This window comes from Nonomuraea sp. NPDC049624 (assembly GCF_040675255.1).
In the GTDB taxonomy this organism is placed as follows: Bacteria; Actinomycetota; Actinomycetes; order Streptosporangiales; family Streptosporangiaceae; genus Nonomuraea.
The window spans coordinates 1,003,279-1,028,591 of record NZ_JBFAOR010000003.1 but is presented as its reverse complement, the minus strand read 5'-3'; the positions used below and the strand labels follow the sequence as shown (position 1 = coordinate 1,028,591).

The 25,313-nt window shown below is 72.1% G+C and carries 26 protein-coding genes and 1 riboswitch; of the genes, 12 read left to right on the top strand and 14 right to left on the bottom strand.

The genetic code is table 11. The annotated features are described in order from the left end of the window. Positions 1-161 precede the first annotated feature (161 nt). Positions 162-824, bottom strand: a complete 663-nt coding sequence (locus AB0J76_RS16095; RefSeq protein ID WP_352331352.1) for a CHAP domain-containing protein — start codon at positions 822-824, stop codon at positions 162-164. Positions 825-837: 13 nt separating this feature from the next. After that, positions 838-990: riboswitch (cyclic di-AMP (ydaO/yuaA leader) on the bottom strand. A 373-nt stretch (positions 991-1,363) separates the two neighbouring features. Between AB0J76_RS16095 and AB0J76_RS16090 the strand changes: the two genes are divergently transcribed. Continuing rightward, positions 1,364-1,507, top strand: coding sequence for a hypothetical protein (locus AB0J76_RS16090; protein WP_352331354.1), 144 nt, complete (start codon positions 1,364-1,366; stop codon positions 1,505-1,507). 24 nt (positions 1,508-1,531) lie between these two features. Here the strand turns inward: AB0J76_RS16090 and AB0J76_RS16085 are convergent, their stop codons facing one another. After that, positions 1,532-2,122, bottom strand: a complete 591-nt coding sequence (locus AB0J76_RS16085; RefSeq protein ID WP_364389777.1) for a TetR/AcrR family transcriptional regulator — start codon at positions 2,120-2,122, stop codon at positions 1,532-1,534. Positions 2,123-2,214: 92 nt separating this feature from the next. On the opposite strand from AB0J76_RS16085, the gene AB0J76_RS16080 reads away from it, so the two are divergent. Then, positions 2,215-3,627: an MFS transporter gene (locus AB0J76_RS16080; RefSeq protein ID WP_364389775.1), complete on the top strand. Its 1,413-nt coding sequence runs from the start codon at positions 2,215-2,217 to the stop codon at positions 3,625-3,627. A gap of 147 nt (positions 3,628-3,774) precedes the next feature. Further along, positions 3,775-4,209, top strand: coding sequence for a GNAT family N-acetyltransferase (locus tag AB0J76_RS16075; RefSeq protein ID WP_352326063.1), 435 nt, complete (start codon positions 3,775-3,777; stop codon positions 4,207-4,209). Positions 4,210-4,345: 136 nt separating this feature from the next. Here the strand turns inward: AB0J76_RS16075 and AB0J76_RS16070 are convergent, their stop codons facing one another. After that, positions 4,346-5,554 carry an acyl-CoA dehydrogenase family protein gene (locus AB0J76_RS16070; RefSeq protein ID WP_358292788.1) on the bottom strand — a complete coding sequence of 403 codons (1,209 nt, stop codon included), beginning with the start codon at positions 5,552-5,554 and terminating at the stop codon, positions 4,346-4,348. Between the two features lie 140 nt (positions 5,555-5,694). Here AB0J76_RS16070 and AB0J76_RS16065 point away from each other — a divergent pair, with 140 nt between their 5' ends. After that, positions 5,695-6,882, top strand: coding sequence for an MCE family protein (locus AB0J76_RS16065; protein WP_352329066.1), 1,188 nt, complete (start codon positions 5,695-5,697; stop codon positions 6,880-6,882). Between the two features lie 119 nt (positions 6,883-7,001). Here AB0J76_RS16065 and AB0J76_RS16060 read toward each other — a convergent pair whose 3' ends face one another. Next, positions 7,002-8,204 carry an MFS transporter gene (locus tag AB0J76_RS16060; RefSeq protein WP_352329064.1) on the bottom strand — a complete coding sequence of 401 codons (1,203 nt, stop codon included), beginning with the start codon at positions 8,202-8,204 and terminating at the stop codon, positions 7,002-7,004. An 87-nt stretch (positions 8,205-8,291) separates the two neighbouring features. Between AB0J76_RS16060 and AB0J76_RS16055 the strand changes: the two genes are divergently transcribed. Then, positions 8,292-8,864 carry a TetR family transcriptional regulator gene (locus AB0J76_RS16055; RefSeq protein ID WP_352329063.1) on the top strand — a complete coding sequence of 191 codons (573 nt, stop codon included), beginning with the start codon at positions 8,292-8,294 and terminating at the stop codon, positions 8,862-8,864. A gap of 76 nt (positions 8,865-8,940) precedes the next feature. Here the strand turns inward: AB0J76_RS16055 and AB0J76_RS16050 are convergent, their stop codons facing one another. Both AB0J76_RS16050 and AB0J76_RS16045 read right to left on the bottom strand, forming a co-directional pair. Then, positions 8,941-9,888, bottom strand: a complete 948-nt coding sequence (locus AB0J76_RS16050; protein WP_352329061.1) for a glucosyl-3-phosphoglycerate synthase — start codon at positions 9,886-9,888, stop codon at positions 8,941-8,943. A gap of 34 nt (positions 9,889-9,922) precedes the next feature. Next, positions 9,923-11,362, bottom strand: coding sequence for a helix-turn-helix domain-containing protein (locus AB0J76_RS16045; RefSeq protein ID WP_352329059.1), 1,440 nt, complete (start codon positions 11,360-11,362; stop codon positions 9,923-9,925). Between the two features lie 301 nt (positions 11,363-11,663). Between AB0J76_RS16045 and aceA the strand changes: the two genes are divergently transcribed. Further along, positions 11,664-12,950 carry an isocitrate lyase gene (gene aceA, locus AB0J76_RS16040; protein ID WP_364389771.1) on the top strand — a complete coding sequence of 429 codons (1,287 nt, stop codon included), beginning with the start codon at positions 11,664-11,666 and terminating at the stop codon, positions 12,948-12,950. A gap of 113 nt (positions 12,951-13,063) precedes the next feature. Here aceA and AB0J76_RS16035 read toward each other — a convergent pair whose 3' ends face one another. From AB0J76_RS16035 to AB0J76_RS16020, 4 genes are all read right to left on the bottom strand, one after another. After that, positions 13,064-13,417 carry a hypothetical protein gene (locus tag AB0J76_RS16035; RefSeq protein WP_352351545.1) on the bottom strand — a complete coding sequence of 118 codons (354 nt, stop codon included), beginning with the start codon at positions 13,415-13,417 and terminating at the stop codon, positions 13,064-13,066. Between the two features lie 73 nt (positions 13,418-13,490). Beyond that, positions 13,491-15,053 (bottom strand): serine/threonine-protein kinase, encoded by a 1,563-nt coding sequence (locus AB0J76_RS16030; RefSeq protein WP_364389769.1) that lies wholly within the window; start codon positions 15,051-15,053, stop codon positions 13,491-13,493. 221 nt (positions 15,054-15,274) lie between these two features. Further along, positions 15,275-16,111, bottom strand: coding sequence for a siderophore-interacting protein (locus tag AB0J76_RS16025; protein WP_364389767.1), 837 nt, complete (start codon positions 16,109-16,111; stop codon positions 15,275-15,277). Positions 16,112-16,259: 148 nt separating this feature from the next. Continuing rightward, positions 16,260-17,234 carry an alpha/beta hydrolase gene (locus AB0J76_RS16020; RefSeq protein WP_352329546.1) on the bottom strand — a complete coding sequence of 325 codons (975 nt, stop codon included), beginning with the start codon at positions 17,232-17,234 and terminating at the stop codon, positions 16,260-16,262. Between the two features lie 103 nt (positions 17,235-17,337). On the opposite strand from AB0J76_RS16020, the gene AB0J76_RS16015 reads away from it, so the two are divergent. From AB0J76_RS16015 to AB0J76_RS16000, 4 genes are all read left to right on the top strand, one after another. Beyond that, positions 17,338-17,748 carry a hypothetical protein gene (locus tag AB0J76_RS16015; RefSeq protein WP_352329544.1) on the top strand — a complete coding sequence of 137 codons (411 nt, stop codon included), beginning with the start codon at positions 17,338-17,340 and terminating at the stop codon, positions 17,746-17,748. A gap of 189 nt (positions 17,749-17,937) precedes the next feature. After that, positions 17,938-18,633 carry an ABC-2 family transporter protein gene (locus AB0J76_RS16010; RefSeq protein ID WP_352329542.1) on the top strand — a complete coding sequence of 232 codons (696 nt, stop codon included), beginning with the start codon at positions 17,938-17,940 and terminating at the stop codon, positions 18,631-18,633. Continuing rightward, the gene (locus AB0J76_RS16005) at positions 18,626-19,414 is read left to right on the top strand and encodes an ABC-2 family transporter protein (RefSeq protein WP_352329540.1); all 789 of its coding nucleotides are present in this window, start codon (positions 18,626-18,628) and stop codon (positions 19,412-19,414) included. Before AB0J76_RS16010 ends, AB0J76_RS16005 begins: the two co-directional genes overlap by 8 nt. Before the next feature lie 2 nt (positions 19,415-19,416). After that, complete coding sequence (locus AB0J76_RS16000; RefSeq protein ID WP_352329538.1) at positions 19,417-20,160, top strand: ATP-binding cassette domain-containing protein; 744 nt, start codon at positions 19,417-19,419, stop codon at positions 20,158-20,160. Here AB0J76_RS16000 and AB0J76_RS15995 read toward each other — a convergent pair. Further along, positions 20,154-20,645, bottom strand: coding sequence for a hypothetical protein (locus tag AB0J76_RS15995; protein ID WP_352329550.1), 492 nt, complete (start codon positions 20,643-20,645; stop codon positions 20,154-20,156). The two genes, AB0J76_RS16000 and AB0J76_RS15995, sit on opposite strands and share 7 nt — an antisense overlap. 120 nt (positions 20,646-20,765) lie before the next feature. On the opposite strand from AB0J76_RS15995, the gene AB0J76_RS15990 reads away from it, so the two are divergent. Beyond that, entirely contained in the window at positions 20,766-21,302 is a 537-nt protein-coding gene (locus AB0J76_RS15990; RefSeq protein ID WP_352329536.1) for an MFS transporter, read from the top strand. Between the two features lie 49 nt (positions 21,303-21,351). Further along, entirely contained in the window at positions 21,352-22,083 is a 732-nt protein-coding gene (locus tag AB0J76_RS15985) for a YcnI family protein (protein WP_364389763.1), read from the top strand. 58 nt (positions 22,084-22,141) lie between these two features. Here AB0J76_RS15985 and AB0J76_RS15980 read toward each other — a convergent pair whose 3' ends face one another. The 3 genes from AB0J76_RS15980 to AB0J76_RS15970 form a co-directional block, all read right to left on the bottom strand. After that, positions 22,142-23,083, bottom strand: a complete 942-nt coding sequence (locus AB0J76_RS15980; RefSeq protein WP_352328082.1) for an ABC transporter permease — start codon at positions 23,081-23,083, stop codon at positions 22,142-22,144. Between the two features lie 88 nt (positions 23,084-23,171). After that, on the bottom strand, positions 23,172-24,149 hold the full coding sequence (locus AB0J76_RS15975) for an ABC transporter ATP-binding protein (RefSeq protein ID WP_352328083.1): 978 nt from the start codon (positions 24,147-24,149) through the stop codon (positions 23,172-23,174). Then, the gene (locus tag AB0J76_RS15970) at positions 24,146-25,306 is read right to left on the bottom strand and encodes a DUF2092 domain-containing protein (protein ID WP_352328084.1); all 1,161 of its coding nucleotides are present in this window, start codon (positions 25,304-25,306) and stop codon (positions 24,146-24,148) included. The genes AB0J76_RS15975 and AB0J76_RS15970 overlap by 4 nt, the downstream gene beginning before the upstream one ends. Between the last annotated feature and the right edge of the window lie 7 nt (positions 25,307-25,313).

Below are 25,313 nucleotides of genomic sequence, written 5' to 3'. Positions count from 1 at the left end.
GTCCACCCAGCAGCGCGTCGCGTACGTCTCCGCCCCGGGCGCGCACGCGCGGGCGCTCCAGCGGCTGGTTCCTCCCGCCCCCGTTAGGGTGCGCGCGGCCCCCCCCCCCCCCCACTTCCGTTGCCCTCACCGTCGCACGGAGAGGAGTCCTCGGCCTGCCGTCAGGCCTTGTACTGCGGGTAGCCGTACCCGACGACCTGGGACTTGGGCCGGATGCGCTGCTCGACCTTGCCGTTGCCGGTGTTGCCCTCGATCGCGGTGATCGTGCCGTCGCCGTTGTCCTGCTTCACCAGGCCCACGTGGTCGATGCTCTCGACGGACTTGTCGTCCCAGGAGTAGAAGACGACGGCGCCCGGCTTGGCCTCGCTCCCCCAGCGCTTGTTGGCCTCGAACCACTTGGCGTAGGTGACGGTGTAGGCGTCCCAGCCGACGGTGGACCGAGCGCCGGCCTTCTCGCCCACCCAGGAGACGAACATCGCGCACCACGGGGCGTTGGCGTAGGACTGCAGGCTGCCGCCGTCGCGGGCCATGGTCTCCTTCGCCCGAGGCGAGGACATGTACCAGCTGTGGAACGGGGTGCCGCCGCCCGCGGCGTTCTCGGTCACTCCGATCTGCGACTCGGCGATCTTCAGCACCGACTGCGCGCTCACCTGCCCGGCGGTCTTCTGCTCGACGCTGTGCGAGGCGACGGTGTCGGAACGCGCGCCGGACGCCTGATCGGCGAAGACCGGGCCTGCGACGAGAGCCGCACCGGCAGCGACGCTCACGCCGAGCACGAGGCGGGCGGCGGGCGTAAGGGCACGGGTGAAGGCGTTGATGGTCATGAAGAGGTATTGCTCCTTGCTTCCATTCCGCCTACCGGGTTAGCTGACGGGTTCGGGCGTGGAAGTGCCCTACGGATGCCCTCGCGGGAGGTGCTCCGATTCACCCCACAGAATGTGGGTCCCCGGTTCCGCGTGTTTGTCCGAGCGGATTCGGCGGCCACGCCGTTCTACGTGTTCACGCAGATCAGACGCGGTCTCGGCAATGGTCGGGACGTACTGTGGCGCGGATGCTCACCGGGCCTACGTCGTAACTGACATTGAAGGTATGTGAATGGCATAGAGCAGTACAAGCCAACTTGGAAGAAGCGCTTCGAAAACGCCTGTCAGACCGGCGTTTTACCCACGAATTCTTTACCTTGGCAAGCCGCCCGACCGCCCGGCACACCCACGACGGAGGAGGGCACCGAGCCCGCTCACCGCTTCTCACGATGGGTCAGAGCCAGCCTCGCCGCCGAACCTCTTCCCGCGACCGTCATGCGTAGCGTCGTACGCCCGGGGGACGACACCATCGTCGTGCTCCTGCCGGCTTCTTCGTCGAGTTGAGCGGTCGGCGCCGGGACACCGGCAATCAGTTCCGCCATCCCGTCCGCGGCACGACGGCGTTCATGACGGCGCTCATCGTGGGCGAGATCGGCGGCTTCGCTGTGCTGCTCGCCGGATTCGTACAGGCACAACTGCTCTGAACCCTGTCCACGAGGTCCGCCACCTCACCCCGGAACCGGCGCGGCCAGTACCGATTGGATGGACTTCGTGACTGTTTCGGCGGCATCGTTCCGGGCCAGGCGTCCTTGCCGTACCTCGTTCGCCGCGCCGTGCAGGATGTAGTGGGTGAGGCTCACCAGCCAGGCGGCGGGCAGGTCGGTACGGAAGACGCCTTGATCCTGGCCACGGTGGACGAGTTCGGCCATGCGCTGGGCGGGTTCGTCGTGCAGCTCCCGGACCCGCCCAGCGGGCAGGACTCCTTCGGCGGCGGCCAGCAGGGCCGCTGATTCGGCCACCAACTCCCAGCTGGACGCCAGCAGACGCCCCATGGCTTCGCGCGCGTCGCCCGTCAGGTCGACGGAGGCCAGGAGCTCGTCGCCGTCTCGCAGCGCCTCGACCAGTGCCGCCTCGATGAGGTCGGCCCGGGTCCGGAAATGTCCGTACAGGGTCATCCGCCCGACGCCGGCGGCACGGGCGATGTCGTCGGTGGTCGCATGCGGGTCCGAGCGCATCAGTTCGCGTGCCGCGGACACGATGCGGGCGATGCTGCGCTCGGCATCGACGCGGCGCCTGGAGCGAGCAGGAGATGCAGCCATGCCCCCCACCCTATCTCGTATACGCATATACGGCTTATAGTGTCCCAGCAGAACTCGTATATGGACATACGAGATAACAGCTGGAGGATTTGATGACCCAATCTGCAGTGCACCAGGCAGAGCTCCACGAGCCACTGCCGGCCCGGTGGCGCATCCTCGGCTTCCTCGGCGTGGCCCAGCTCATGCTGATCCTGGACGTCACCGTCGTCGCCATCGCGCTGCCGCACATGGAAACGGACCTCGCCCTCAGTCGCGAGGCGCTGACCTGGACAGTCAGCGCCTACACGCTCACCTTCGGCGGGCTCATGCTGCTCGGCGGCCGCATCACGGACCTGCTGGGCGCCAAGCGGATCGTGATCGCCGGCCTGTTGCTGTTCAGCGTCGCGTCGCTGGTCACAGGGTTGGCCGGGTCGGCGGGCACGCTGCTCGCGGGTCGGGTGGCACAGGGCGTCGGGGCCGCGCTGCTGTCGCCCGCGGCCCTGTCGCTGGTGGTCGCCCTGTTCGACGGAGAGGAGCGGAACAAGGCCCTGGGCGTCTGGTCCGCGCTCGGCGGCGGCGGCGCCGCGCTCGGCGTACTCCTCGGCGGCCTGCTCACCGCCGGGCCCGGATGGTCGTGGGTGTTCCACGTCAACGTGCCCATCGGCCTGGTGATCGCCGTGGTCCTCGCCGTACTGCTCCCGGCGCGTACGCCTTCGCCCGCCTCCCGGCCCCGGCTGGACGTCCTTGGTGCGATCTTGGTGACGTCCGCCAGCGGGTCGTTGATCTACGCACTCATCGCCGCCGGCGAGAAGGGATGGCTCAGCGCGCTCACCGGGTGGCTCGTGCTCGCGGCTGCCGTGGGCTACGTGCTGTTCGTGCTGTGGCAGAGGCGGGCGCGTTCGCCCCTGATGGACGTGCGACTGCTCGCCCGGCGACCCCTGGCGGTCGGGGCCTTCCTCATCCTGATGGCCACGGCACTGATGATCGCTGTGTTCTTCCTGGGAACCTTCTACTTCCAGCACGCTCTGGGCTACGGCGCGCTGCAGGCCGGGCTGCTGTTCCTGCCGGTCGCGGTGGCGACGATGCTCGGCGCCAACCTGACCGGACGGCTGCTCGGCCGGTGGGGCGGGCGCGCCCTGGCCGTCGCCGGTCTGACGGTCGCGGCGATCGGCATGGCCGTACCGGCCTTCTCGACGAACGTCGTCAGCGTCGTGGCAGGCGTGGCCGTCGCGGCGGCGGGCACCGGCGCGATGTTCGTCATCGCCTCGGCGACCGCCCTCGGTCAGGTGGCGCCCCACGAGGCCGGGATCGCCTCCGGCATCGTGAGCACCTTCCACGAGTTCGGCGCGTCCATCGGAGCCGCCGTCATCTCCAGCGTCGCAGCCGCGAGCCTGGCCGGGACCACGTTGAACGGCTTCACCAGCGGATTCACCGTGGCCGCGATCGCATCGGCCGTCGGCGCGGCCGTCGCGGCGCTGGTAACGCCCGGCCGCCCGTCACCTGCGGCGCAAGCCGGCTCTCAGTGAGCGGGGACCGCCTGGTTGCCGGCTCCACGGCGGCTCGTCGACCCGCCTGCGCCGCCGGCAACTCCCCCACCACGACCAAGCTCGCCCAGCAGCCGGCGAGCGGACCTGAAACACACCACCCCGCTCCTGAACCCGGAAGGGATCACTGTGACAACGATCCGTCGTGCCACACCCGAGGACGCCGCCATCGTGCACGACCTCATGCGCGGCCTGGCCGAACACCAAGGCCAGTCCTCGGCCGTCACCGTAGGCGTCGAGGACCTGGAGCGGCTGCTCGCCCGCCCGGAGATCACCTACCTGATCGCCGAGCGGAGCGGCCGGGCCGTCGGCTACGTCTCCTGGCTGGAGCGCATCAGCTTCTGGTCCGGCCAGGACTACCTCGCCCTGGACGACCTGTACGTGACCGGCTCCGAGCGCGGCGACGGCGTGGGCGAACAGCTGATGCAGGCTGTGGCCGAAGCCGCCGACGGCAAGGTGATCCGCTGGGAGGTGGGCGAGGCCAACGTCGCCGCCCAACGCTTCTACGCCCGCATCGGCGCGACCCTCACCACCAAGAAGATCTGTCGCTGGCAACCGAAGTGACCCCTGCTCCGGCACGTGGGGAGAACAGGTTCCAGGCGTTCTCCCCGGTCCGGCCGCCGTTCGCCGATCCTCACCGGTTGTCCGCACTTCCGGGCCACCGGTGGCCGGCTCCGTCGTCCCGGGTGAACAGACGTCCTCAGCGGACCGGCAGGCCGGTGACGGCGCGGCCGATGATGAGGCGCTGGATCTCCGACGTGCCCTCGAAGATGGTGTAGATCTTGGCGTCGCGGTGGAAACGTTCCACCGGGTGTTCCCTGGTGTAGCCGGCGCCGCCGAGGATCTGGATGGCCTGTTCGGTCACCCACACCGCCGTCTCGCCCGCCACCAGCTTCGACATCGACCCCTCGGCCTGCTCGAACGGCCTGCCGTTGCGGGCCATCCAGGCGGCGCGCCAGGTCAGCAGGCGGGCCACGTCGACGCGGGTCGCCATGTCGGCGAGCAGGAACGCGATCGCCTGGTTGTCGCCGATCCTGCGGCCGAACTGCTCGCGTTCGCGGGCGTAGTCCCGGGCGTACTCGAAGCCCGCGCGGGCGATGCCGACGGCCATCGCGGCGACCGACGGGCGGGTGGTCTCGAACGTGCGCATCGCGGCCTGCTCGCCGGCGCGTTCGCCGTTGCGGACCCTGGCCAGGCGGGCGTCCAGCTTCTCCTTGCCGCCCAGCAGGCACGAGCCCGGCACGCGCACGTCCTCGAGGATCACCTCGGCGGTGTGCGAGGCGCGGATGCCGTGCTTGCGGAACTTCTGCCCCATCGACAGGCCCGGCGTGCCGGGCGGGACGACGAAGCTGGCCTGCCCGCGGGTGCCCAGGGACGGGTCCACCGAGGCGACGACCACGTGCACGTCGGCGATGCCGCCGTTCGTGGCCCAGGTCTTGACGCCGTTCAGCACCCAGTCGCCGTTGTCGTGCACGGCGCGGGTGCGGATGGCGCCGATGTCGGAGCCGGCGTCGGGCTCGGAGGCGCAGAAGGCGCCCAGCTTGACGTCGTTCTCCGTGCCGAACATCTGCGGCAGCCACTCCCCCAGCTGCTCCGGCGTGCCGTTCGCGGACAGCGCCGCGGCGGCCAGGCCGGTGCCGACGATGGACAGGCCGATGCCGGCGTCCCCCCAGAAGATCTCCTCGAACGCCACCGGCAGCGCCAGGCCGCTCTGCTCGAACCATTGGGTGGCGAAGAAGTCCAGCGAGTACAGGCCGATCTTGGCGGCCTCCTGGATGACGGGCCAGGGGGTCTGCTCGCGTTCGTCCCATTCGGCGCCCGCGGGGCGGATCACGTCGCGGGCGAACGCGTGGACCCAGTCACGCACCTCGATCACGTCGTCACTGAGCTCCGGACAGAACCCGGTCATCGCGTCCACTCCCTGGCCGTTCCCTTGTTACCGTCGGTAACACCCTACCGGCGAGTAGGGCTCGGCCGGAAGGTGCGGCGGTCCGGCGACTCACGGTAATGTTCCGGTAACCGTACGCCCATGTCGATCGAGGAAGGCCGATGGACCGCCGGCTCGCCGCACTTCTCGCCGTCCTCGTGCTGGGGGCGGCGTATCTGCTGCTCAGGCCGGGTGCGGGCGTGCGCGCCGTCGCCTTCTTCGACGCCGCCGTGGGGCTGTATCCGGGGTCCGACGTCCGGGTTCTCGGGGTGCGGGTCGGGCGGGTCACCGTGGTCAGCCCGGCGGGCGCGCAGGTCCGGGTGGAGCTGGCGCTCGACGCCGGGCGCAAGGTCCCGGCGGGCGCGCAGGCGGTCATCGTGGCGCGGTCGCTGATCGCCGATCGGTTCGTGCAGCTCACGCCGCCGTACCGGGGCGGGCCCGTGCTTCAGGACGGCGGCACGCTCGGCCGTACCCGCTCGCCGGTCGAGATCGACGAGGCGTTACGCGGCTACGACCGACTCGCCGCGGCCCTCGCCCCACCGGTTTCCGGCTCCACGCGGTCCGGCTCGCCTGGGCTCGGTCCGCCTCGGCCGGGGCCGGGTGGGGTGGCGGCGGATGAGCGGGGGGCGCTGGCGCGGTTGTTGCGGGTCTCGGCGGGCACGTTCGGCGGGCAGGGCGAGACGGTGGGGGCCACCGTGCGGGGCCTGTCCGACGCGGCCTCCGTCCTGGCCGGTGACGGCGACGACCTGGCTCAGACCGTCCGCGACCTGGCCACGATCACCGGGGCGATGGCCCGCGACGACGCGCGGATCCGGGCGTTCATGAAGGACCTGGCGGGCGTGTCGGCGCAGCTCGACGGCGAGCGCGAAGAGCTGCGCGCGGTGCTGGGTCAGCTGTCCTCCACGCTCACCCAGATCGCCGACTTCGTCGAGGACAACAGGGGTGAGATCGCCGCCAACACCCGCGAGCTCGCCCACCTCACCACCCTGCTGGTACGTCAGCGCGCGTCCATCGGCACGTTCCTCGACACCGCGCCGCTCGCCCTGAACAACGCGAACAACGCCTACGACCCCGCGAGCGCGACGTTCCGGGCCCGGTTCAACCTCAACGGCCAGACCGACGACGTCGCGATGTGGTTGTGCTCGCTGGCCCATTCCATGGACGGCGGCTGCGAGTCGCTCCTCGGCGCGCTCAACCCTCTGGCGCGGGCGCTCAACGACACGGTGGCGCTCGACACGTCGTGGCTGCTGCCCGACGTGCAGGTCGACCGCCCCGACCTGTCGCTCGGCGGCCTCGTCACGACCCGCTGACCGCCTCTCGCCACTCGGCCCCCATCAGACGCCGAGCGGCAGTGCCGCGCCGGCGTCCAGTGGGGGCCTGAGGGCGGGGTGGCTCCGGAGGAAGGGCGGGTTGAGGGGGGTGGGGTGGGTCAGCGGGTGGTACGGGTGGGGCGGTGGGCGGAGGTGAGGACGGCCAGGGCGGCCAGGCCCATGCCGATCGCCAGGCCGTACACCAGCGGGGTGAACCCGCCGAAAGCGGCCGCGAGCTGCGGGCCGACGCTGCCCCCGACGGCCAGGGCGAAGGAGAACAGGGCGAGCGCCGTGCCGCGGGCCGGTCCGGCCTGGGCGGAGATGGCCTCGTTCATGCTGGGCAGGCCGCCGGTGATGGCGGCGACGTAGACGGCCAGCAGGAGGAGCAGGCCGAGGGCGCCGGCTCCGGTGAACGCGACGGCCGCCAGGGCGAGCCCGCCCACGGCCAGGAACGCGGCGGCCCTGGCCGTGGTGGGGATCCGGGCCAGCCACGGCATGAGCACCGGCATCAGCACGATCGAGGGCAGCCCGGAGGCGCGCAACGTGAGCAGGTCGGCGGCGGACGTGCCGCCGTAGATCTGCAACCCGGTGTAGACGGCGACGAACCCGGCCATCAGCATGACCGTGGCCAGATAGCGCAGCGCGAGCACCCGGTCGAACAGCAGGCCGGGCACCGCGCGGTAGGCCGACAGCAGCGACCCGGCCGCCTCGCGCGGCAGGTCGGGCAGCATGACGGCGCGCAGGCCGAGCCCGGCGAGGGCGAAACCGGCGGCCGACAGCAGGAACAGCCCCCGCCAGCCGATCGTCTCGACCAGCACCTGCGCGGCGACCTGCAACAACACGGCCGAGGCCAGGAAAGCGCCGGTCACCGCGGCGATGGCGACCACGCGGCGCCGGGGCTCAAGACGTTCGGCCAGGTAGGCCATGCCGGCGGGCGGGAACATCGCCACGGCCACCCCCTGCAGGGCCCGCAACACCAGGGCCACCTCGACGTTCGGGCTCAACGCGACCAATGCGCTGGTCAGCGCGGCAAGCGGCAGACCGGCCAGCAGCAGGCGGCGGCGGCCGTACCGGTCGGAAAGGGGGCCGAACACCAGGAACCCGACGCCGTACCCGGCGCCGAACGCGGTGACCAGCCAGGTCAGGCCAGCTGGTGAGGTGTGCCAGCCGGTCGCCATGTCGTGCAGCAGGGGGATCACGATGTACAACTGCCCGCTGCACAGGACCGCGGTGAGGGTGAACGCCAACAGGGTGCGGCCGAAGCGGGCGTAATCGGTACGGACTGCCGGAGCGGCCTCCGTACGGGGAAGCGTGAGTGCCATGCCAAGGGACGGTAGCCAACCAACCAGTTGGACGTCAACTAGTTAGTTGGTTTTCAACCAACTAGTTGTTGGTGGCAGAATGGTGGCATGTCACCCAAGGTCTCGACCGCCGCCACCCGGGCCGCCCTGCTCGAAGCCGCCCGCGAGGAGTTCGCCGCGTACGGCGTGGCGGGGGCGCGCGTGGATCGCATCGCGGAGCGTGCCGGCGTCAACAAAGAGCGCATCTACGGGCATTTCGGCAACAAGGAGAAGTTGTTCGACGCCGTCATCAACGAGGCGCTCGACGACCTGACCTCGCAGATCGCCCTGCCCGGCGCCGACCCCGTCGACTACGTGGCCCGGCTGACCGACTACTACCGGCGCCATCCCGACCTGGTCCGGCTGCTCATGTGGGAGGCGCTCAACTACCGCGGCCAGGAGCTGCTGCCCGGCCAGGAAGCCAGGGTCGAGCGGTGTGCGCGCAAGGCCGCCTCGCTCGCCGAGGGGCGCGGCGAGGAGCCGTCGAAGGCGACGTCGCGCACGTTGTTCATGCTGACCGGGCTCGCGTTGTTCCCGTCGATGATGCCGCAGCTCGGGCGGATCATCCTGGGCGACGCCGCCGACGACCACGACGCCCTCCGCGACCAGATCGGCGCCTTCGTCACAGCGGCCCTCAAGTAGCGCCGCACGCCCATCCGCCCCCCGGCGCGGCCGAGCGGCGGATGCGGCGAACCAGCCACCCGGCGCGCCGCAACCCTCACGGAGGCGCTGGGACGGCGGGGCGGGGCAGGGTGAGCATCGGGGGGCGTTCCCCGATGGCGACCTGGCGGGTCAGGACGTCGTGGCCGCCCTCGCACCGCCGGAACTGGGCCAGCTCCACCCCCGGCGCATGACGGGCCTCGATCTTCCCCTGCCGCCGCAGCCGCGACCACGCGGCCAGCATGATCTGGGCCGCCATCCCCCCGAGCGCCTCCGTCGACTGCGGGGCGTGCTCGCGCGAGCCCAGGTCCACCTGGGCCAGGCCGTCGAGCCCGGCCAGGTCCAGCAGGTCGATGAGCAGGCCGAGCTCCACCCCGTACCCGGTCAGGAACGGCACGCGTTCCAGGGCCGAGCGGCGGCCGGCGTACTCTCCGGCGAGAGGTTGCACGAAACCGGCCAGTTCGGGCCAGTGCAGGTTGATCAGCGGGCGGGCGACCAGCTCGGTGACGCGGCCGCCGCCGTTGGGAGCGCCGTCCAGCGGGCGGTCGTAGCAGCCCTTGGCGTAGGCGACGGTGGGATCGGTGAGCAGCGGGCCGAGCACCCCGGCGACCAGCGAGGCGCGGAAGTGCCTGATGTCGGCGTCGGCGAAGGCCACCACGTCACCGGAGGTGACCGCCAGCGACTTCCACAGCGCCTCGCCCTTGCCCTCCAGCGGTGCCAGGTCGGGCAGGATGTCGCGTTGGGCGTGCACGGCGGCCCCGGCCCGCGCCGCCACGCGCGCGGTGTCGTCGGCCGAGCACGAGTCGATGACGACGAGCTCGTCCACCAGGCCGTCCAGCTCACGCCGGATCACCTGGACGATCTCCCCCACGGTCTCCCGTTCGTCGCGGGCCGGCAGGACCACGCTCACCGTGGTCCGCCCCTTGGCCGCCACGAGGTCGTCCAGCGGCCAGTCCGCGGCGCACGAAGTTCGGCGATGCCACCATTTCCGCACATCAGGCAGCATGTGCGACACCTCCCCCGTTCCCCCGCTTGTCAGCTTATGCGAGGGTCGCGTGACGCTCCAGGAAGGTATAGACGTCCGCCTCGTCCACACCCGGGAACGACCCGGGCGGCAGGGCGGCCAGGATGTGCGAGTTGGCCCGCGCGGACGGCCAGGCGTAGCCCTCCCAGCGTTCGGCCAGCTCAGCGGGCGGACGGCGGCAGCAGTCGCCGTTGGGACAGCTGGACTTGGTGCGGTTGGTGGTCTCCCGGCCCCGGAACCACCGCGACTCCCGGTACGGCACCCCCAGCGTGATGGCGAAGTCCCGTTCCCGCGAGGGATCGACGTGCGCGACGCAGAAATAGGTGCCGGTGGGCGAGTCGGAATACTGGTAGAACACCGAGAACCGGTCGGGCGAGGCGAACACCTGCCGCCCCGACCACTGCAGGCACATGCGCTGCCCCTCGATGGCTCCCTGCTCGTCGGCGGGGAAGACGATGCCGTCGTTCTCGTACGCCTTGTAGATGGTGCCGCCGGCGTCGTTGCGCACGAAGTGGCAGACGAGACCCAAGTGGTGGGTGGCCAGGTTGGTGAAGCGGTGGGCGGCCATCTCGTAGGAGACGGCGAACACGTCCCGCAGGTCCTCCACCGACAGCGCCCGCGCCGCCTTGGCCTCCTGGAGGTAGGGGGCGGCGGCCCGTTCGGGCACGAGCACGGCGGCGGCGAAGTAGTTGGCCTCGGTGCGCTGGCGCAGGAAGTCGGCGAAGTCGCGCGGTTTGCCGTGGCCGAGCGCGAGGTGCCCGAGCGTCTGGAGCAGGATCGTGCGCGGGGTGTGCATGCCGAGCTGCTCGTGTTTGACGTAGATGCGCCGGTTGCGCAGGTCGGTGATGGAACGCACCGACCGCGGCAGGTCCTGGGCGGTGTGGACGGTGTAGCCGAAGTGCGTGACCAGGCCCTGGATCGTGCTCTGGGACAGGGCGCCGGTGCGGTAGCCGACGGCGTCGAGGGCCTCGGCCGCGGCCTTCTCGATGTCGGGGAAGTAGTTGCCCACCTCGCGCTGCCTCCGCCGCAGCTCGGCGTTGGCGGCCCTGGCCTCCTCCGGAGTGGCGGTGCCGCGGGCCTGCCGGGCGCGCAGCTCGCCGTACAGGCCGAGCAGGTGTTCCAGGACGTCGTTGGGCACGCGCGCGGAGACCTTGAGCCGGGGCAGGCCGAGACCGGCGTAGATGGGGTCGCGCTGCGCCTCCTCCAGCGCGATCTCCAGCTGGGCGCGCCGGTTGGGCGGCTGGCGGCGCAGCAGCTCCTCGACGGGGACGCCCAGAGCGGTCGCCAGGGACTTCAGCAGCGAGAGCTTGGGCTCGCGCTTGCCGTTCTCGAGCAGCGACAGCTGGCTGGGCGCCCTGCTGACGCGGGAGCCCAGGTCCGACAGGGTGAGGCCGCGCTGTTTGCGCAGGTGGCGCAGACGCTGGCCGAACGCGATCAGATCGAGCTCCTGCGTCAAAGACAGCGGTTCTTCGCCTAGCAGGGACGCCATACAGGCATCTTAGACAGAAATTCGGCCCATTTTCTAGCCTTTGGGCACTCAGGGCGCGTCGCAGCGGGACGCGAGAGCCGCGTGCGGTTCGGGATGAGGATTGGTCTAGGCCAACAGGAAAACTTACGATTTCTTCTCATCTGAATACCCGCGAGTAATGCACATCCTGGAAACTTCGGCGATTCTTCTCCACGTTCGAGCCTGTCGACCTGTGACATCCGGGCAGATCATCGACGTGGAGCCCCAGGGGACGACAAAGGAGCGAACGATGAACGATCGCCTCAAGGGAGCTGCGGAGCAGCTGCAGGACAAGTGGCAGAACGACCCTCGCTGGGCGGGCGTCGAGCGCACGTACAGCGCGCAGGACGTGATCCGGTTGCGGGGAAGCGTCCAGGAGGAGCACACGCTGGCCCGGCTCGGCGCCGAGCGCCTGTGGGACCTGCTGCACACCGAGGACTACGTCAACGCCCTCGGCGCGCTGACCGGCAACCAGGCCGTCCAGCAGGTGAAGGCCGGGCTGAAGGCGATCTACCTGTCCGGCTGGCAGGTGGCCGCGGACGCCAACCTCGGCGGCCAGACCTACCCGGACCAGAGCCTGTACCCGGCCAACTCCGTGCCCGCCGTCGTGCGCCGCATCAACAACGCGCTGCTGCGCGCCGACCAGATCACCTGGTCGGAGGGCGTGCCGGACGCGCCGCACTGGCTGGCGCCGATCGTGGCCGACGCCGAGGCCGGCTTCGGCGGCGTGCTGAACGCGTTCGAGCTGATGAAGGGCATGATCGCGGCCGGCGCCGCGGGCGTGCACTGGGAGGACCAGCTCGCCTCCGAGAAGAAGTGCGGCCACCTGGGCGGCAAGGTGCTGATCCCGACCGGCCAGCACATCAAGACGCTCAACGCCGCGCGGCTGGCCGCCGACGTGTGCGGCGTCCCCTCACTGATCGTCGCGCGGACCGACGCACAGGCCGCGACGCTCCTGACCAGTGACGTGGACCCGCGCGACCAGGCCTTCACCACCGGCGAGCGCACCGCCGAGGGCTTCTACCGGGTGCGCAACGGCGTGGACTCCTGCATCGCCCGCGGCCTGGCCTACGCCCCCTACTCCGACCTGCTGTGGATGGAGACCGGCACGCCGGACCTGGACGTGGCCCGCGAGTTCGCCGAGGCGATCAAGGCCCGCTACCCGGACCAGATGCTGGCCTACAACTGCTCGCCGTCGTTCAACTGGAAGAAGCACCTGGACGACTCCACGATCGCCAAGTTCCAGCGCGAGCTGGGGCACATGGGGTACAAGTTCCAGTTCATCACGCTGGCCGGCTTCCACTCGCTGAACTACTCGATGTTCGACCTCGCCCAGGGCTACGCCACCGACGGCATGACGGCCTACGTCGAGCTCCAGGAGGCCGAGTTCGCCGCCGAGACGCGCGGATACACCGCGACCCGGCACCAGCGCGAGGTCGGCACCGGCTACTTCGACCTGGTCAGCACGGCCGTCGCGCCCGACTCCTCGACGACCGCGCTCAAGGGCTCCACCGAGGAGGAGCAGTTCCACCACTGATCCCCTGATCTCGCCGGCCACCTCCAGGGCATGGGAAGGTTCCCCCGGCGAAGGGCCGCGCCGGCTCCCCCAGCCCGGCGCGGCCCCTTTTCTCTTCGACGCCCGCGGTGCGCTCAGCCGCCCTCCCGGGCCCACGACGGCAGGTCCTGCCGCTCGGTGATGTCGCGAACGAGCTGGGCGTGCGCGTCCTCGGCCTGCTGCCTGGTGGACCAGTGCAGGCTGAGCACCTCCTCGCCGCCCGTCCCCGGATCGGCGCCGGGCGGCGACAGGCGCACGGTCGACTCGAACAGCAGCGGCACCGTCCCGCCGTCGGCCTGGTCGAGCACCAGGTGCAGGGTGCGGATGCGGAACGTTCCCGCGGCGGTGCCGACGCGGTCGTCGCCTATCGTGCGGCGGGCGCGGTCGGCCAGCAGCTCCTGCGCCCGCGCCGGGCTGATGGGGTTGCCCTCTATGTCGTAGTAGCTCATGTACGGCCTCGCTCTCGGGTGCGGGAGGGTCACCACGCTTCCCCCGCTCACCTCGATCATGAGGCATGCGCCGTCAGGACGCTCCGGTGGCCGTCGGGGTGGCCGGGCCCGAGCCGGTGGGGCCGGGCGACTCGCCGGGGCCGTCCTGGGGGATCGTGCTGATCGAGCCCGACGGCCGCGGGCAGTCGCGGCGGCCCGCGCCCCCGCGGCGGCGACCTGCCGGGCCTGCGCACGGACCGGGCTGCTCCCCGCCCGGATCGCCCAGATCGCCCGGCCCGGACGTGCCGGACGGACGAGCGGGACGGGACGGGCGGGACCGGCGGAAGTCGTCGGGCCACCGGTCGGGGTCGGGGGTGAGGATCGCGAAGTGCCCGCCCGGCGTGCGGGAACGCGTCCCGGACACCGACGGCGTGGCGGCGCTCGCCGCGCTCGCCGCGCTCGCCGCGCTCGCCGGGGGCGCCACGTGCACGGACGGCCGGACGCCGCCGGGGGTCGCCGTGGGCGGCTCGGTCGTGCGGGCGCTGCCCTGCGGCTGCACGACCGCGGGCTCGGGCAGCAGCGAGCCGCCGCCGAGGCTCAGGGCGTCCCCGCCGGAGGCCGCGATCACGGTGACCGCCGCGAGCGAGACCGTTACCAGCGCGGCGAAGCTGGCGTGCGACAGCTGCGCCCCCGCCATGGCCCTGCGCCTGCGCCTGCGCTCGGACCCGCCCGGCTCCGCCGCCGGCGCGACCGGACGGCCCGCCCCGCCGCCCGCCGGGTACGGCACCTCGGCCCAGCTCCCGTCCAGCACGTCGGAGACCGCCCGGCGCAGGTCCCACGGATCGCCCACTCCCCCGGACGCCAGCAGCGCCCGCAGCAGCTCGGCCGATCCCGGACGGGAGCCCGGGTCCTTGGCCAGCGCCGCCTCCACGGCCGGGCGCAGCAGGACGGGCACGCCGTCGAGCCGCGGCGGGTCGAACAGGATGCGCCGGGTCAGCACGTCGGCCTCGCCGCCGCCGAACGGGTGGTGCCCGCTCGCGGCGTAGGCCACCAGGCAGCCCCACGCGAACACGTCCGAGGCGGGCAGGGCGGGGCCGCCGGTCAGCCGCTCGGGCGCCACCCAGCCGGGGCTGCCCATGACCTGGCCGGCCTGGGTGTGGGCGGCGAGGGTGTCCACGTCGCGGGCGATGCCGAAGTCGATGACCCGCGGCCCCGCGGGCGACAGCAGCACGTTGCCGGGCTTGAGGTCGCGGTGCACCAGACCGGCCTCGTGCACGGCGACGAGCGCGGCGGCCACGCCGAGTGCCACGCCGTAGGCGAGGTCGGGCGTGAGCGCTCCCCCGGCCTTGACCACCTGGGACAGCGCGGGCCCTGGAATGTACTCGGTGACCAGGTACGGACGGCCGTCCTCGACGCCGTCCTCGATGACGGCGGCGGTGCAGAAGGGCACCAATCTCCGCGAGAAAGCCACTTCCTCGGCGAAACGCGCCCGCAACGTGGCATCGTGGAGATGTACCGCGTGCGGCGTCTTGAGCGCGACCAGGCCCCCTTGCGGGTGTTCGGCCAGGTACACCACTCCCATCCCGCCCGTCCCCAGGCGGCCGAGGAGAAGGTACCGGCCGATGACGACGGGGTCGCCCACCGTAAGCGGTCGCACGCCAGGAGGCATGTCGCTCGCACCACGCGCCATCCGGGTCTCGCCTCTCCTGTGGGGGACACGGCAAGGCACACTGTGGCGGCATCCGGGGGCCCTTTCCGCATGTCTTGCGCAAGGGGTATCGAAGGTAAGGCGTTCGTGCCCGGAGGGTTAGTAAGTGCTGGGATGGAACGTTCTGAAGTGGCTTGTTGTGGTTGAGGGGCTTTCGTCCGGAAAAGGGGTCAGGAGGCCAGGGCGCGGGCCTCGTCGGCCTCGACCTCGCGGTTCCAGTCGTTCTTCACCGCCCGCCAGCCCTCGTCGTCCACGCCGATGCGCCAGTAGCCGGAGATGGACAGCCGCTCCATCGGCACGCCCCGCTCCAGGCGCAGGTGACGGCGGAGCTCCTTGACGAAACCGGCCTCGCCGTGGACGAACGCGTGCACGTCCCCCTCGGGGAACTCCAGCGCGCGCACCGCCTCCACCAGCGCCTGGCCGACCGGCCGCGCACCCCGGTACAGCCAGGTGATCCGCGCGTCGGCGGCCGTGCCGAGCTTCAGCTCGTCCTCGGGGCCGTCCACCTCCAGCAGGACGTGGGCCAGGGCGCCGTCGGGCAGCGCCTCCAGGGAGGCGGCGATGGCCGGCAGCGCGCTCTCGTCGCCCACCAGCAGGTGCCAGGCGGCTCCGGGGTCGGGCGCGTAGCCGCCGCCGGGGCCCAGCATCAGCACGACGTCGCCGGGCTCGGCGGCGGCGGCCCACGGCCCGGCCAGGCCCTTGTCCCCGTGGTGCACGAAGTCGAGGGTCAGTTCGAGGGCGTCGGGGTCCCAGGCGCGCACGGTGTAGGTGCGCAGGCGCGGCCAGAGCTCGCGCGGCATGGTCTCGCGCACGTTCTTGACACTGAAGGGCTCGGGGTAGTCCACGCCCTCGTGCGGGAAGACGAGTTTCACGTAATGGTCGGTGAGGCCGCGGCAGGCGAAGTCGCGCAGGCCGTCACCGCCGACCACGATGCGGATCATGTGCGGGGAGAGCCGCTCGGTCCGCAGGACGACGCCCCGATGGTGGTCCGTGGGCTTGTCAGCCATCACTTCAGCCCCCATATGTTAGTTAGGTATACCTAACCTTACAGCGGGATTGACGGGCCTGGCCACCGCAACGCCTGGCCGCCTTCCTCCACGTACAACCCCAAACTGCGAAATATCAGCTCAAACTACCCCGACACAGCAGCCCCAGTCAGGCCGCCGCCGAATCCCCCCGCCCCGCCGCACGAGCCGCGACGGCCTCCAGGAACGCCGACATGTGCCGGAAGGCCAGCCGCGCCTCCGGCAGCACGTCGGCCAGGATCGGGAACGCGTGCGGCATGCGCCGCCACTCCTCGTACCGCACCGGCACCCCCGCCTCCCGGGCCCGCTCGGCCACCCGGCGGGCCTCGTCCCGCAGCACCTCCGTGGAGCCGGTGACGATCATCAGCGGCGGCAGGCCGGTGAAGTCGCCGTGCACCGGCGAGACGAGCGGGTCCCACGGGTCGAGCCCGCAGGTCCAGTGGCGGGCCAGCCACCGCACCCGGCCCGCCGGCAACATCGGGTCGTGCCAGCGGTTGGCGCGGCGCGGGATGTCGGTCAGGTCCGTCCACGGCGACAGGCAGATCGCCGCGGCGGGCGTCGGCAGGCCGCGGTCGCGCAGCGCCAGCAGGGTGGCCAGGGTCAGGTGCCCGCCCGCCGAGTCCCCGGCGATGACGATGTCCTCGGGGGCGTGCCCATTGCGCATCAGGCACTCGTAGGCGTCCAGCGCGTCGGCCAGGGAGTCGGCCAGCGGGTGCACCGGCCCCTGCCGGTAGTCCAGCGCGAGGACCGGCCGCCGGGCCACGGCCGACAACCGCCAGGTGATGGGCCGGTGGGTACGCGGCGAGCACGAGAAGTAGCCGCCGCCGTGGAAGTAGAGCAGCGCCTTGCGCTCGTCCACCCGGCCGGCGCGGACCCACTCGCCGCCGCAGTCCGGCCCCTCGGCGGGCGCGACGACGGCGTGCTCGGGAAGGCGCAGCGGCATCAGCTGCGCCAGCTCGCCCAGGCGGGCCGCGCCGATCAGGGCCAGCGGATGACGCATCAGCACCGAGGAGGCGGGCTTCAGGGTGCCCCACATGACCGAGGTCAGGGCCCTGGCCTGCCAGCTCAAGGGGTAGTCGGGTGCCACGTCCTTGTTGATGCGCATGACGGTCCTCCACCCCTTTTCTTCCCGGAACGCCATGGCTCTACCGGCCAGTAAGGATCTCATCGCTGACGCGAATATTCCGGCCTTGTGCGACTCTGGGGATATGGCGGGATATTCGGGGACTCCGCTGCCCCGCAAGCTCGGCATCAAGCCGGGACACCAGGTCCTGGCCCTCGCCGCCCCCGCCGGCCTCGGCCTCGGCGAACCCGCCGCCACCGTGCACCACGAGCAGGGCCCGCCCGCCGGCGCACGTTCCCCGTACGACGTCGTCCTGCTCTTCTGCCCCGACGTCGCCACCCTGCACCGCGCGTTCCCCCCGGCCAAGGCCGCGCTGGCCGGGAACGGCGGCCTGTGGATCTGCCGGATCAAACCCGCCGCCGGCATCCCCACCGACCTGTCGGACCGCCTCGTCCGCGACTTCGGCCTGGCCGCCGGGCTGGTCGACAACAAGGTCGCGGCCATCGACGAGACCTGGACGGGCCTGCGCTTCGTATATCGCGTTGCGGACCGCTGACCCATCGGCGGATAATTCCAGGCTTCCGCCAAGGCCGACCCGTGCCCGACCCCCGACACGATGCGTGACCTTGTCCTCACTCCACGGAGGTGAGCCATCGTTCCCCTCTACGCCCGCCTCGTCCGGTACGGCTTCCGCAAACACGCCGTCTACGTCCGGGCCGCGCTCGCCGGCGCGTTCACCAACAGCGTGTTCGGCGTCCTGCGCGCCTACGTCCTCATCGCCCTGTGGCAGGCCCGCCCCGGCCTGGCCGGCTACGACGTCACCGACGCCGTCACCTACTGCTTCGTCACCCAGGCCCTCATCGGCCCGATGATGCTGTTCGGCGGCGGCCTGACCATCCCCGAGCGCATCCGCAGCGGCGACATCGCGCTCGACCTCGTCCGCCCCGCCTCCCTCCCGCTCTGGTCGCTGGCCGAGGACCTGGGCCGGGCCGCGTACCTGCTGCTGGTGCGCAGCCTCCCGCCGCTGCTGCTCGGCGCGGCCCTGTTCGGCATCACCACCCCCGCCTCCCCGGCCGGATGGGCGGCGGCCCTGACCGGCTGCCTCGTCGGCGTGCTCATCAGCTTCGGCTGGCGCTACCTCGTCGCGCTGTCGGTCTGCTGGCTCGCCGACGACCGCGGCGTGGCCGTCGTGTCCCTGGTCCTGACGACGTTCTGCAGCGGCATGCTGCTCCCCCTCCACCTGTTCCCCGGACCGCTGGGCGAGGTGGTCAGAGCCCTGCCGTGGGCCTCCATGGTCCAGGCGCCCGCCGACCTCTACCTCGGCAAGGCCCCCGTGGGGCAGACGCTCGCCCTCCAGGCGTTCTGGGCGGCGACGCTGTTCGCCCTCGGCCTGCTGGCCACCCGCGCCGTCCGCCACAAGGTGGTGATCCAGGGTGGTTAGGACGTACTTCCTGCTGGCCTGGACCTGGACCCGCGCCGCGGCCGCCTACCGGCTCTCCTTCGCCCTGATGGTCGTGTTCGGCCTGGTCACGGGGGCGATCGACGTCGCGGCCATCCTCGTCGTCTTCGCCAACACCACCACCCTGGCCGGCTTCACCCGCGAGGAGGTGCTGTTCCTGTACGGCGCCTCCGCCGTCTCCTTCACCCTCTGCGACACCTTCGTCAGCAACCTCGACCGCATCAGCCAGCACATCAAGGCCGGCACGCTCGACACGATCCTCATCCGCCCGGCCGCCGCCTGGATCCAGATCGCCGCCGACCGCTTCGCGCCCACCAGGATCGGCCGCGTCGTCCAGGCCCTGGCCGTGCTCGCCTACGCCGTCGCCGCGCTCGGCCTCGACTGGCGCCGGGCCTGGATGATCCCCGTCATGATCGTCACCGGCGTCGTCATCTTCACCGCGCTCTGGACGCTCGCCGGCGCGCTGCAGTTCGCGCTGACCGACGCACCGGAGGTGGTCAACGCCTTCACCTACGGCACCCACCAGCTCAGCCAGTACCCCCTCAGCATCTACGCCCGCGACCTGGTCCGCGGCGTCACGTACGCGCTGCCCCTGGCCTTCGTCAACTGGCAGCCCGGCCTCTACGTCCTGGGCCGGGACGACCCGTTCGGCACGCCCGGGTTCATGCGCTTCCTCGGACCGGCCGCCGCGCTGGTCCTCGCCCTGGCCGCCGCGGCGGCCTGGCGGCAGGGCATCAGGCACTACCGATCGACGGGGAGTTAGCAATGATCGAGCTGCGCGAAGCGGGACGCTCGTTCAAGGTCAGACGCGCCGTCGTGCACGCCGTACGCGACCTGTCGTTCAGCGTGCCGGCCGGCGAGTTCGTCGGCTGCCTCGGGCCCAACGGCGCGGGCAAGTCCACCACGATCAAGATGTTGTGCGGCATCCTCACCCCCACCTCGGGCTCGGTGCGGGTGGCCGGGCTCGACCCCTCGCGCCGGCGCACCACGCTCGCCCGGCGCATCGGCGTGGTGTTCGGCCAGCGCACGACCCTGTGGTGGGACCTGCCGCTCAAGGACAGCTTTGAACTGGTCCGGCACCTTTACAAAGTAGATCGCGGAACGTTCCGGGTCCGGCTGGCCGAGCTGACCGAGACCCTCGACCTCGGCTCCTTCCTGCGCACCCCGGTGCGTCAGCTCAGCCTGGGGCAGCGCATGCGCGGCGACCTGGCCGCGGCGCTGCTGCACGCCCCCGACGTGCTGGTGCTGGACGAGCCGACCATCGGCCTCGACGTGGTCAGCAAGGCGAGCATCCGCGGCTTCCTGAAGCGGCAGAACGCCGAGCGCGGCACCACCGTGCTGCTGACCACGCACGACCTGGGCGACATCGAGCGCCTGTGCCGCCGGATCATGCTGATCGACCACGGCCGGCTGGCCTTCGACGGGACGCTCGCCGAGCTCATGGCCACCGCGCCGGAGCAGGCCACCATCGAGGACGTGGTGACCAGGCTCTACACCGGCGCTCAGTAGTAGCCGCCCTCCTGCGTGGTCTCGTAGTCGTCGTCGCCGAGGTCGTCGTGCGGGCGCGACCAGCGGGAGGGCATCAGCACGGGGATGAACAGGACCACGCCGAGCAGGGCCAGCACACCCGTGGTGAGCAGGGTCCTGTCGCCCGCGCCGGCGTCCAGGACGACCTGGTGGACCGACGCCTGGTCGGGGATGAGCGACAGCGCCCTGCCGGTGTCGAGGGCGTAGACGACGGTCCAGGCCAGCAGCACCATCGAGGGCACGAACGTGGCCAGCGGCGAGATCCGGCCGGCCACGACGAGGCCGACGACCAGCCCGACCGCGGCCATGGCGCCGAGGGCGATCCACATCTTCTGGTTGTCGGGCGGCGGCGGGGTGATCGCCGCACTGGCGAGGGCCTGCTGCACGGCCCATCCGCCACCCCCGAGGACGGCCGCCGTGACCACGACGCCGATGAGCAAACCTGCTAAGTGCCGCAACGTTCTCACCTCAAATGTCAACGCGCTCGGCACCGACCCTAGCGACAAAAGCCATTTCCGGACCAGGCATCAGCCCGCTCGGAAGTAGGGGTCTCATCCGCGGGTGCCTCGTGAGACCATGTGGCACACATGCGTGCGCGACTCCCCCTCCGGCTCGCGCGGACGGCCGCCTTCGCCGCCGTCTGCGTGACCCTCGCTGCCCTGGCCCACGTGGCGGGCGGCGGGGGGCGTCCGGGGCCGTGGGCGGCGGCGCTGGGCCTGGTGGCGGTGTCCGGCCTGGGGCTGGCGCTGTCCGGCAGGGAGCGCTCGGCGCCGGTGATCAACGTCGTGCTGGGCGTGGCGCAGTTCGGCCTGCACGAGCTGTTCGCGGGCGGCAGCCCGTCCTCCTACGTCTTCGAGCACGGCCACGGCCAGGGGCTGGCCGTCAACGCGGGCATGCTGCTCGCGCACCTCACGGCGACCCTGATGACCGGCTGGTGGCTGTCGCGCGGCGAGATCGTGCTGTGGTCGCTGCTGCGCCGGCTGGGGTTGCGGCTCGTGCCGCCGCTGCTCGCGGTCGTGCCCGCGGTGCGGCCGGGCGTTCCGGTCGTGCACACCAGGGTGGTCCCCCCGCAGCCGGGGTTCCGGCACCGGGTGGCCAGGCGTGGTCCTCCACTTCCCGCCTGACCTGCTGACACCCGTAGACCCCTGTTCTTTACCGAAGTGGAGTTCCGCCATGTCCTTCGTCCGTCGTGCGGCGACCGTGCTCGCCGCCGCCACCGCCCTCACCGCCGGCCTGGCGCTGCCCGCGCTGGCCCACGTCTCCATCACCCCGGGCACCGCCGAGCAGGGCGGGTTCACCAAGGTCGCCTTCCGGGTGCCCAACGAGCGTGACAACGCCGCCACGACCAAGGTCCAGGTCAGCTTCCCCACCGACCATCCGCTGGCGTTCGTGTCGGTCAAGCCCGTGCCGGGCTGGGACGTCAAGGTCACCGAGGGCAAGCTGCCCAAGCCGGTCAAGACCGAGTACGGCGACGTGGAGGAGGCCGTCACCACGGTCGTGTGGTCCGGCGGCAAGATCAACCCGGGTGAGTTCCAGGAGTTCGAGGTGTCCATGGGCCAGTTGCCCAAGGACGTCGACTCGCTGACGTTCCCGACGAAGCAGACGTACTCCGGCGGCGAGGTGGTCGACTGGGCCGACGCGCCCAAGTCCGACGGCACCGAGGCCGAGCACCCCGTTCCCACGCTGAAGCTCGTCCCGGCCTCCGGCGGCGACGAGCACTCCGCCGCGAGCGCGTCGGCCTCGGCCGCTCCGGCCGCCGCCACGGGACCGTCGGTGGCGCCGGTGGCGGCCTCCTCGGCCTCCTCCTCCGACGGCACGGCCCGCCTGCTGGGCGGCGCCGGGCTGGTCGTCGGCGTCATCGGCGTCGTCGTCGGGGCCCTGGGCCTGCGCCGCCGGGCGGCCTGACCGCGCGACGCGGCGTCCCCGGCCGGGCAGCCCGCCCGGCCGGGGACGCGCCGCCCGGTCAGGACGTGATGTCCTTGCCGGAGAAGCGCGCCCACGCGATCGAGCAGAACAGCACGATGTAGGCGCCGAAGGCCAGCAGCCCGTCCCGCAGCGCCGACAGGTCCATCGGGCTGCGCAGCACCGCGTCGAAGTTGGTGAACCTGGTCGGCAGCAGGTACGGCGTCACCGCGCTCAGCTCGGGGAAGGCCCGCAGCACCTGGCAGACGACCACCAGCACGAGCGTGGCGGCCACCGCCCCGATGGACACCTCGGTGAACGTCGACAGCGCCAGCGCGACGGCGGCCAGCGCCGCCATGCCGGCCCCGACGTAGCCGACGGCGATGAGGATGCGCAGCAGCCCCTCGCCCATGGAGATCGTCGTGCCCGACAGCAGCGTCACCGGCCCGACCGGGAACAGGATCAGCCCGGTGACCAGCGCCGACAGCGCCACCACCGCCGTGACGGCGTAGGCGAAGACGACCGCGTTGAGGTATTTGACGGCCAGCAGGCGGGTGCGTCCCGCCGGCGCGGCCAGCAGGTAGCGCAGCGTGCCGCCGCCCGCCTCCCCGGCCACCGAGTCGCCGGCGACCACGCTGACGGCGACCGGCATCAGCAGCAGCACGAGGAACGAGAACGCGACGAACGTGAGCATGAGGCTGTTGCCCGCCACGCTCTGGATGAACCCCCCCATCCCGTCGCGGTCGTCGCCGCCGAACGCGCGCAGGGCCAGGCCGAGGACGGCCGGCACGCAGGCGAGCACGGCCAGCATCACCAGGTTGCGCGGCCGGCGGAAGGTCAGGCCCAGCTCCGAGCCGAGCAGCCGCCAGAACGCCCACCTGGCTCGCCGCGGGCCTCCCGTGGCGTCCGTCCAGGCGTTGTGTGCGGGGACCGCCGCGGCTGGGTCCGGGGTGCGCCGCTCCACGGTGCGCAGCGTCTCGGTCACGGGCACCAGGCCGGGCATGCGCCCACCGGACCGGCCGTCCCGCGGCTGCGGCGTCCCGGTGTCCCGCGGCTGCGTCGCGTGTGTCTCAGCGTCCGGCGCCGAGGTGTCAGCCGTCGACATCGAAGCCCTCCCCCGTCAGTCCGACGAAAACGTCCTCCAGGCTCGGCCGCAGCACGGCCAGCCCCCGTACGGCGACCCCTTCGCCGACCAGCGCGGCGTTGATCCGCTCCGGCGCGTTGCCGCCCAGCTCGGCCGTCACGTCGGCGTCGCCGCGCCGCACGTCGGCCAGCCCCAGCCCGCCGAGCACCCGCGCGGCGTCGGCCACGTCGGGCGTCTCGACCCGGACGCGCGTGGCCAGGCCGCCGTTCAGCGAGGCGATCGTGCCCTGGGCGGCCAGCCTGCCGGTCCGCATGATGGCGGCGTGCGTGCACATCTGCTCGACCTCGGCCAGCAGGTGCGAGGAGACGAAGACGGTGGTGCCGCCGGCGGCGATGTCCTTGACCAGCGCGCGCACCTCGCGGGTGCCCTGCGGGTCGAGGCCGTTGGTCGGCTCGTCCAGGACGAGCAGCTCGCGCGGGCCGAGCAGCGCGGCCGCGATGGCCAGCCGCTGGCGCATGCCGAGCGAATAGTTGCGGTAGCGCTTGCCGGCCGCGGCCGACAGGCCCACCCGGTCGAGCGCGGCGGCGACGCGCGCCCGCGCGGTGCGGCGCACCGCCGTGGGGTCGGCGGCGTCGAAGCGCATCAGGTTGGCCTCGCCCGACAGGTACGGGTAGAACGCCGGCCCCTCCACCACCGCCCCCACCCGGGGCAGCGCCCGCGGCAGCGGCAGCCCGAGCAGGGAGTGCTCCCCCTCGGTGGGCGCGATGAGGCCCAGCAGCATGCGGATGGTCGTGGTCTTTCCCGAGCCGTTGGGCCCGAGGAAGCCGAAGACCGAGCCGCGCGGCACCGTCAGGTCGAGCGCGTCCACGGCCACCTGGCCGCCGCGGAAGCGCTTGGTCAGGCCGCGCGTGACGATGGCGTGCTCCCCGGAGGGCGGGGCCGCCCCGAAGGGCGCCCCCGCTTCCTGCGTGACGGCGGTGGTCACCTGACGCCCGCCGCCTGCGTGATCTCCTCCGGGGTGACCGCGCCGACCAGCAGCCGGCCGTCGTCGGTCAGCAGGACGGTGACGAGCTTCGTCCTGATCAGCCGGCCCGAGCCCCACGTGCCGCTCACCGGCGTGGCCGACTTCAGGACGGCGTCGGCCAGCGCCCCCACGTCGGCCTGGGAGCCGTCGCGGGGCGTCGAGCCGTCGCCCGCCGGCCGGCCGGCCGCTGTGAGGTCCTCCGGCTTGAACGGCAGGACGGCCACGGTCGTCCACCCGTCGCCGACGACCTTGAGCTCGCCCGCGACCCTCTCGGCCTGCTCGGCGTGCTGCTCGGCGCGCTTGGCGTCGCCCAGCTCGCTGAGGTCCTTCTCCTCCACCTTGGCGCCCGCGGGCGGGGTGAAGGCGAAGTTCTCCGCGGCCGGCGGCGTGAACGTCACCTGGGTGAAGCCGACCTGGAAGGCCGGTTCTGCCGAGCCCTTGGCGTAGACCTGGACCTGGAGCGGGACGTAGGTCTCGCCGTCGAGCGCGAGCCGCACCTCCTGCACCAGCGAGCCCTCGTCCTTGGGCGCGAGGACGAGCTGGTAGACCGGACGGCCCGCCACCTCCGCGGTGTTGATCACGCGGACCGCGGTGTGCTCGCCGGCCTTGGCCAGCAGTTGCTCGGCCACCTGCGGCGGCGTCAGCTGGACCGGCGGCGTGCCGGGCAGCTTGTGCTCCTGGCCCGTGCCGGGCTTGACGGTCAACCTGGTCGCGGTGTTGGTGGCGCTCTCCCAGTACCAGCCCTGGTCGCCGTTGACGATCAGGTTGGTCTCGTTCAGCTGGGTCGGCATGGCCACCCGGAACCGGTCGGCGCCGCCGTACCAGACCTTGATCTCGTGCGAGCCGGACAGCAGGCTCAGCGGCGACTCACCGCCGGTCTGGGGCAGCGACGGCAGGCCGAGTGAGGCCGTCTGCTGCACCGTGCCGGACATGGGCGGCAGGCCGCCTCCCTTGCTCGTCGCCGCCACGGCGTCGGCCAGCAGCTGCTGGGCCGAACGCTCGGGCAGGACGGGCTCGCCGCTCACCGCCGCGATGACCGGGCCGGCTCCGATCGCGCCACCGATCAGTGCCGCCGCGGCGATCGGGACTCCCCACCTCACGAACGTGCCTCTGCGCATCTCACTC

Excerpts from the sequence above, each read along its gene's own strand:
- AB0J76_RS16095 (WP_352331352.1), bottom strand. The coding sequence starts at position 824 with ATGACCATCAACGCCTTCACCCGTGCCCTTACGCCCGCCGCCCGCCTC.
- AB0J76_RS16085 (WP_364389777.1), bottom strand. The coding sequence starts at position 2,122 with ATGGCTGCATCTCCTGCTCGCTCCAGGCGCCGCGTCGATGCCGAGCGC.
- AB0J76_RS16080 (WP_364389775.1), top strand. The coding sequence starts at position 2,215 with ATGACCCAATCTGCAGTGCACCAGGCAGAGCTCCACGAGCCACTGCCG.
- AB0J76_RS16070 (WP_358292788.1), bottom strand. The coding sequence starts at position 5,554 with ATGACCGGGTTCTGTCCGGAGCTCAGTGACGACGTGATCGAGGTGCGT.
- AB0J76_RS16065 (WP_352329066.1), top strand. The coding sequence starts at position 5,695 with ATGGACCGCCGGCTCGCCGCACTTCTCGCCGTCCTCGTGCTGGGGGCG.
- AB0J76_RS16060 (WP_352329064.1), bottom strand. The coding sequence starts at position 8,204 with ATGGCACTCACGCTTCCCCGTACGGAGGCCGCTCCGGCAGTCCGTACC.
- AB0J76_RS16055 (WP_352329063.1), top strand. The coding sequence starts at position 8,292 with ATGTCACCCAAGGTCTCGACCGCCGCCACCCGGGCCGCCCTGCTCGAA.
- AB0J76_RS16050 (WP_352329061.1), bottom strand. The coding sequence starts at position 9,888 with ATGCTGCCTGATGTGCGGAAATGGTGGCATCGCCGAACTTCGTGCGCC.
- aceA (WP_364389771.1), top strand. The coding sequence starts at position 11,664 with ATGAACGATCGCCTCAAGGGAGCTGCGGAGCAGCTGCAGGACAAGTGG.
- AB0J76_RS16035 (WP_352351545.1), bottom strand. The coding sequence starts at position 13,417 with ATGAGCTACTACGACATAGAGGGCAACCCCATCAGCCCGGCGCGGGCG.
- AB0J76_RS16025 (WP_364389767.1), bottom strand. The coding sequence starts at position 16,111 with ATGGCTGACAAGCCCACGGACCACCATCGGGGCGTCGTCCTGCGGACC.
- AB0J76_RS16020 (WP_352329546.1), bottom strand. The coding sequence starts at position 17,234 with ATGCGCATCAACAAGGACGTGGCACCCGACTACCCCTTGAGCTGGCAG.
- AB0J76_RS16015 (WP_352329544.1), top strand. The coding sequence starts at position 17,338 with ATGGCGGGATATTCGGGGACTCCGCTGCCCCGCAAGCTCGGCATCAAG.
- AB0J76_RS16000 (WP_352329538.1), top strand. The coding sequence starts at position 19,417 with ATGATCGAGCTGCGCGAAGCGGGACGCTCGTTCAAGGTCAGACGCGCC.
- AB0J76_RS15990 (WP_352329536.1), top strand. The coding sequence starts at position 20,766 with ATGCGTGCGCGACTCCCCCTCCGGCTCGCGCGGACGGCCGCCTTCGCC.
- AB0J76_RS15985 (WP_364389763.1), top strand. The coding sequence starts at position 21,352 with ATGTCCTTCGTCCGTCGTGCGGCGACCGTGCTCGCCGCCGCCACCGCC.
- AB0J76_RS15980 (WP_352328082.1), bottom strand. The coding sequence starts at position 23,083 with ATGCCCGGCCTGGTGCCCGTGACCGAGACGCTGCGCACCGTGGAGCGG.
- AB0J76_RS15970 (WP_352328084.1), bottom strand. The coding sequence starts at position 25,306 with ATGCGCAGAGGCACGTTCGTGAGGTGGGGAGTCCCGATCGCCGCGGCG.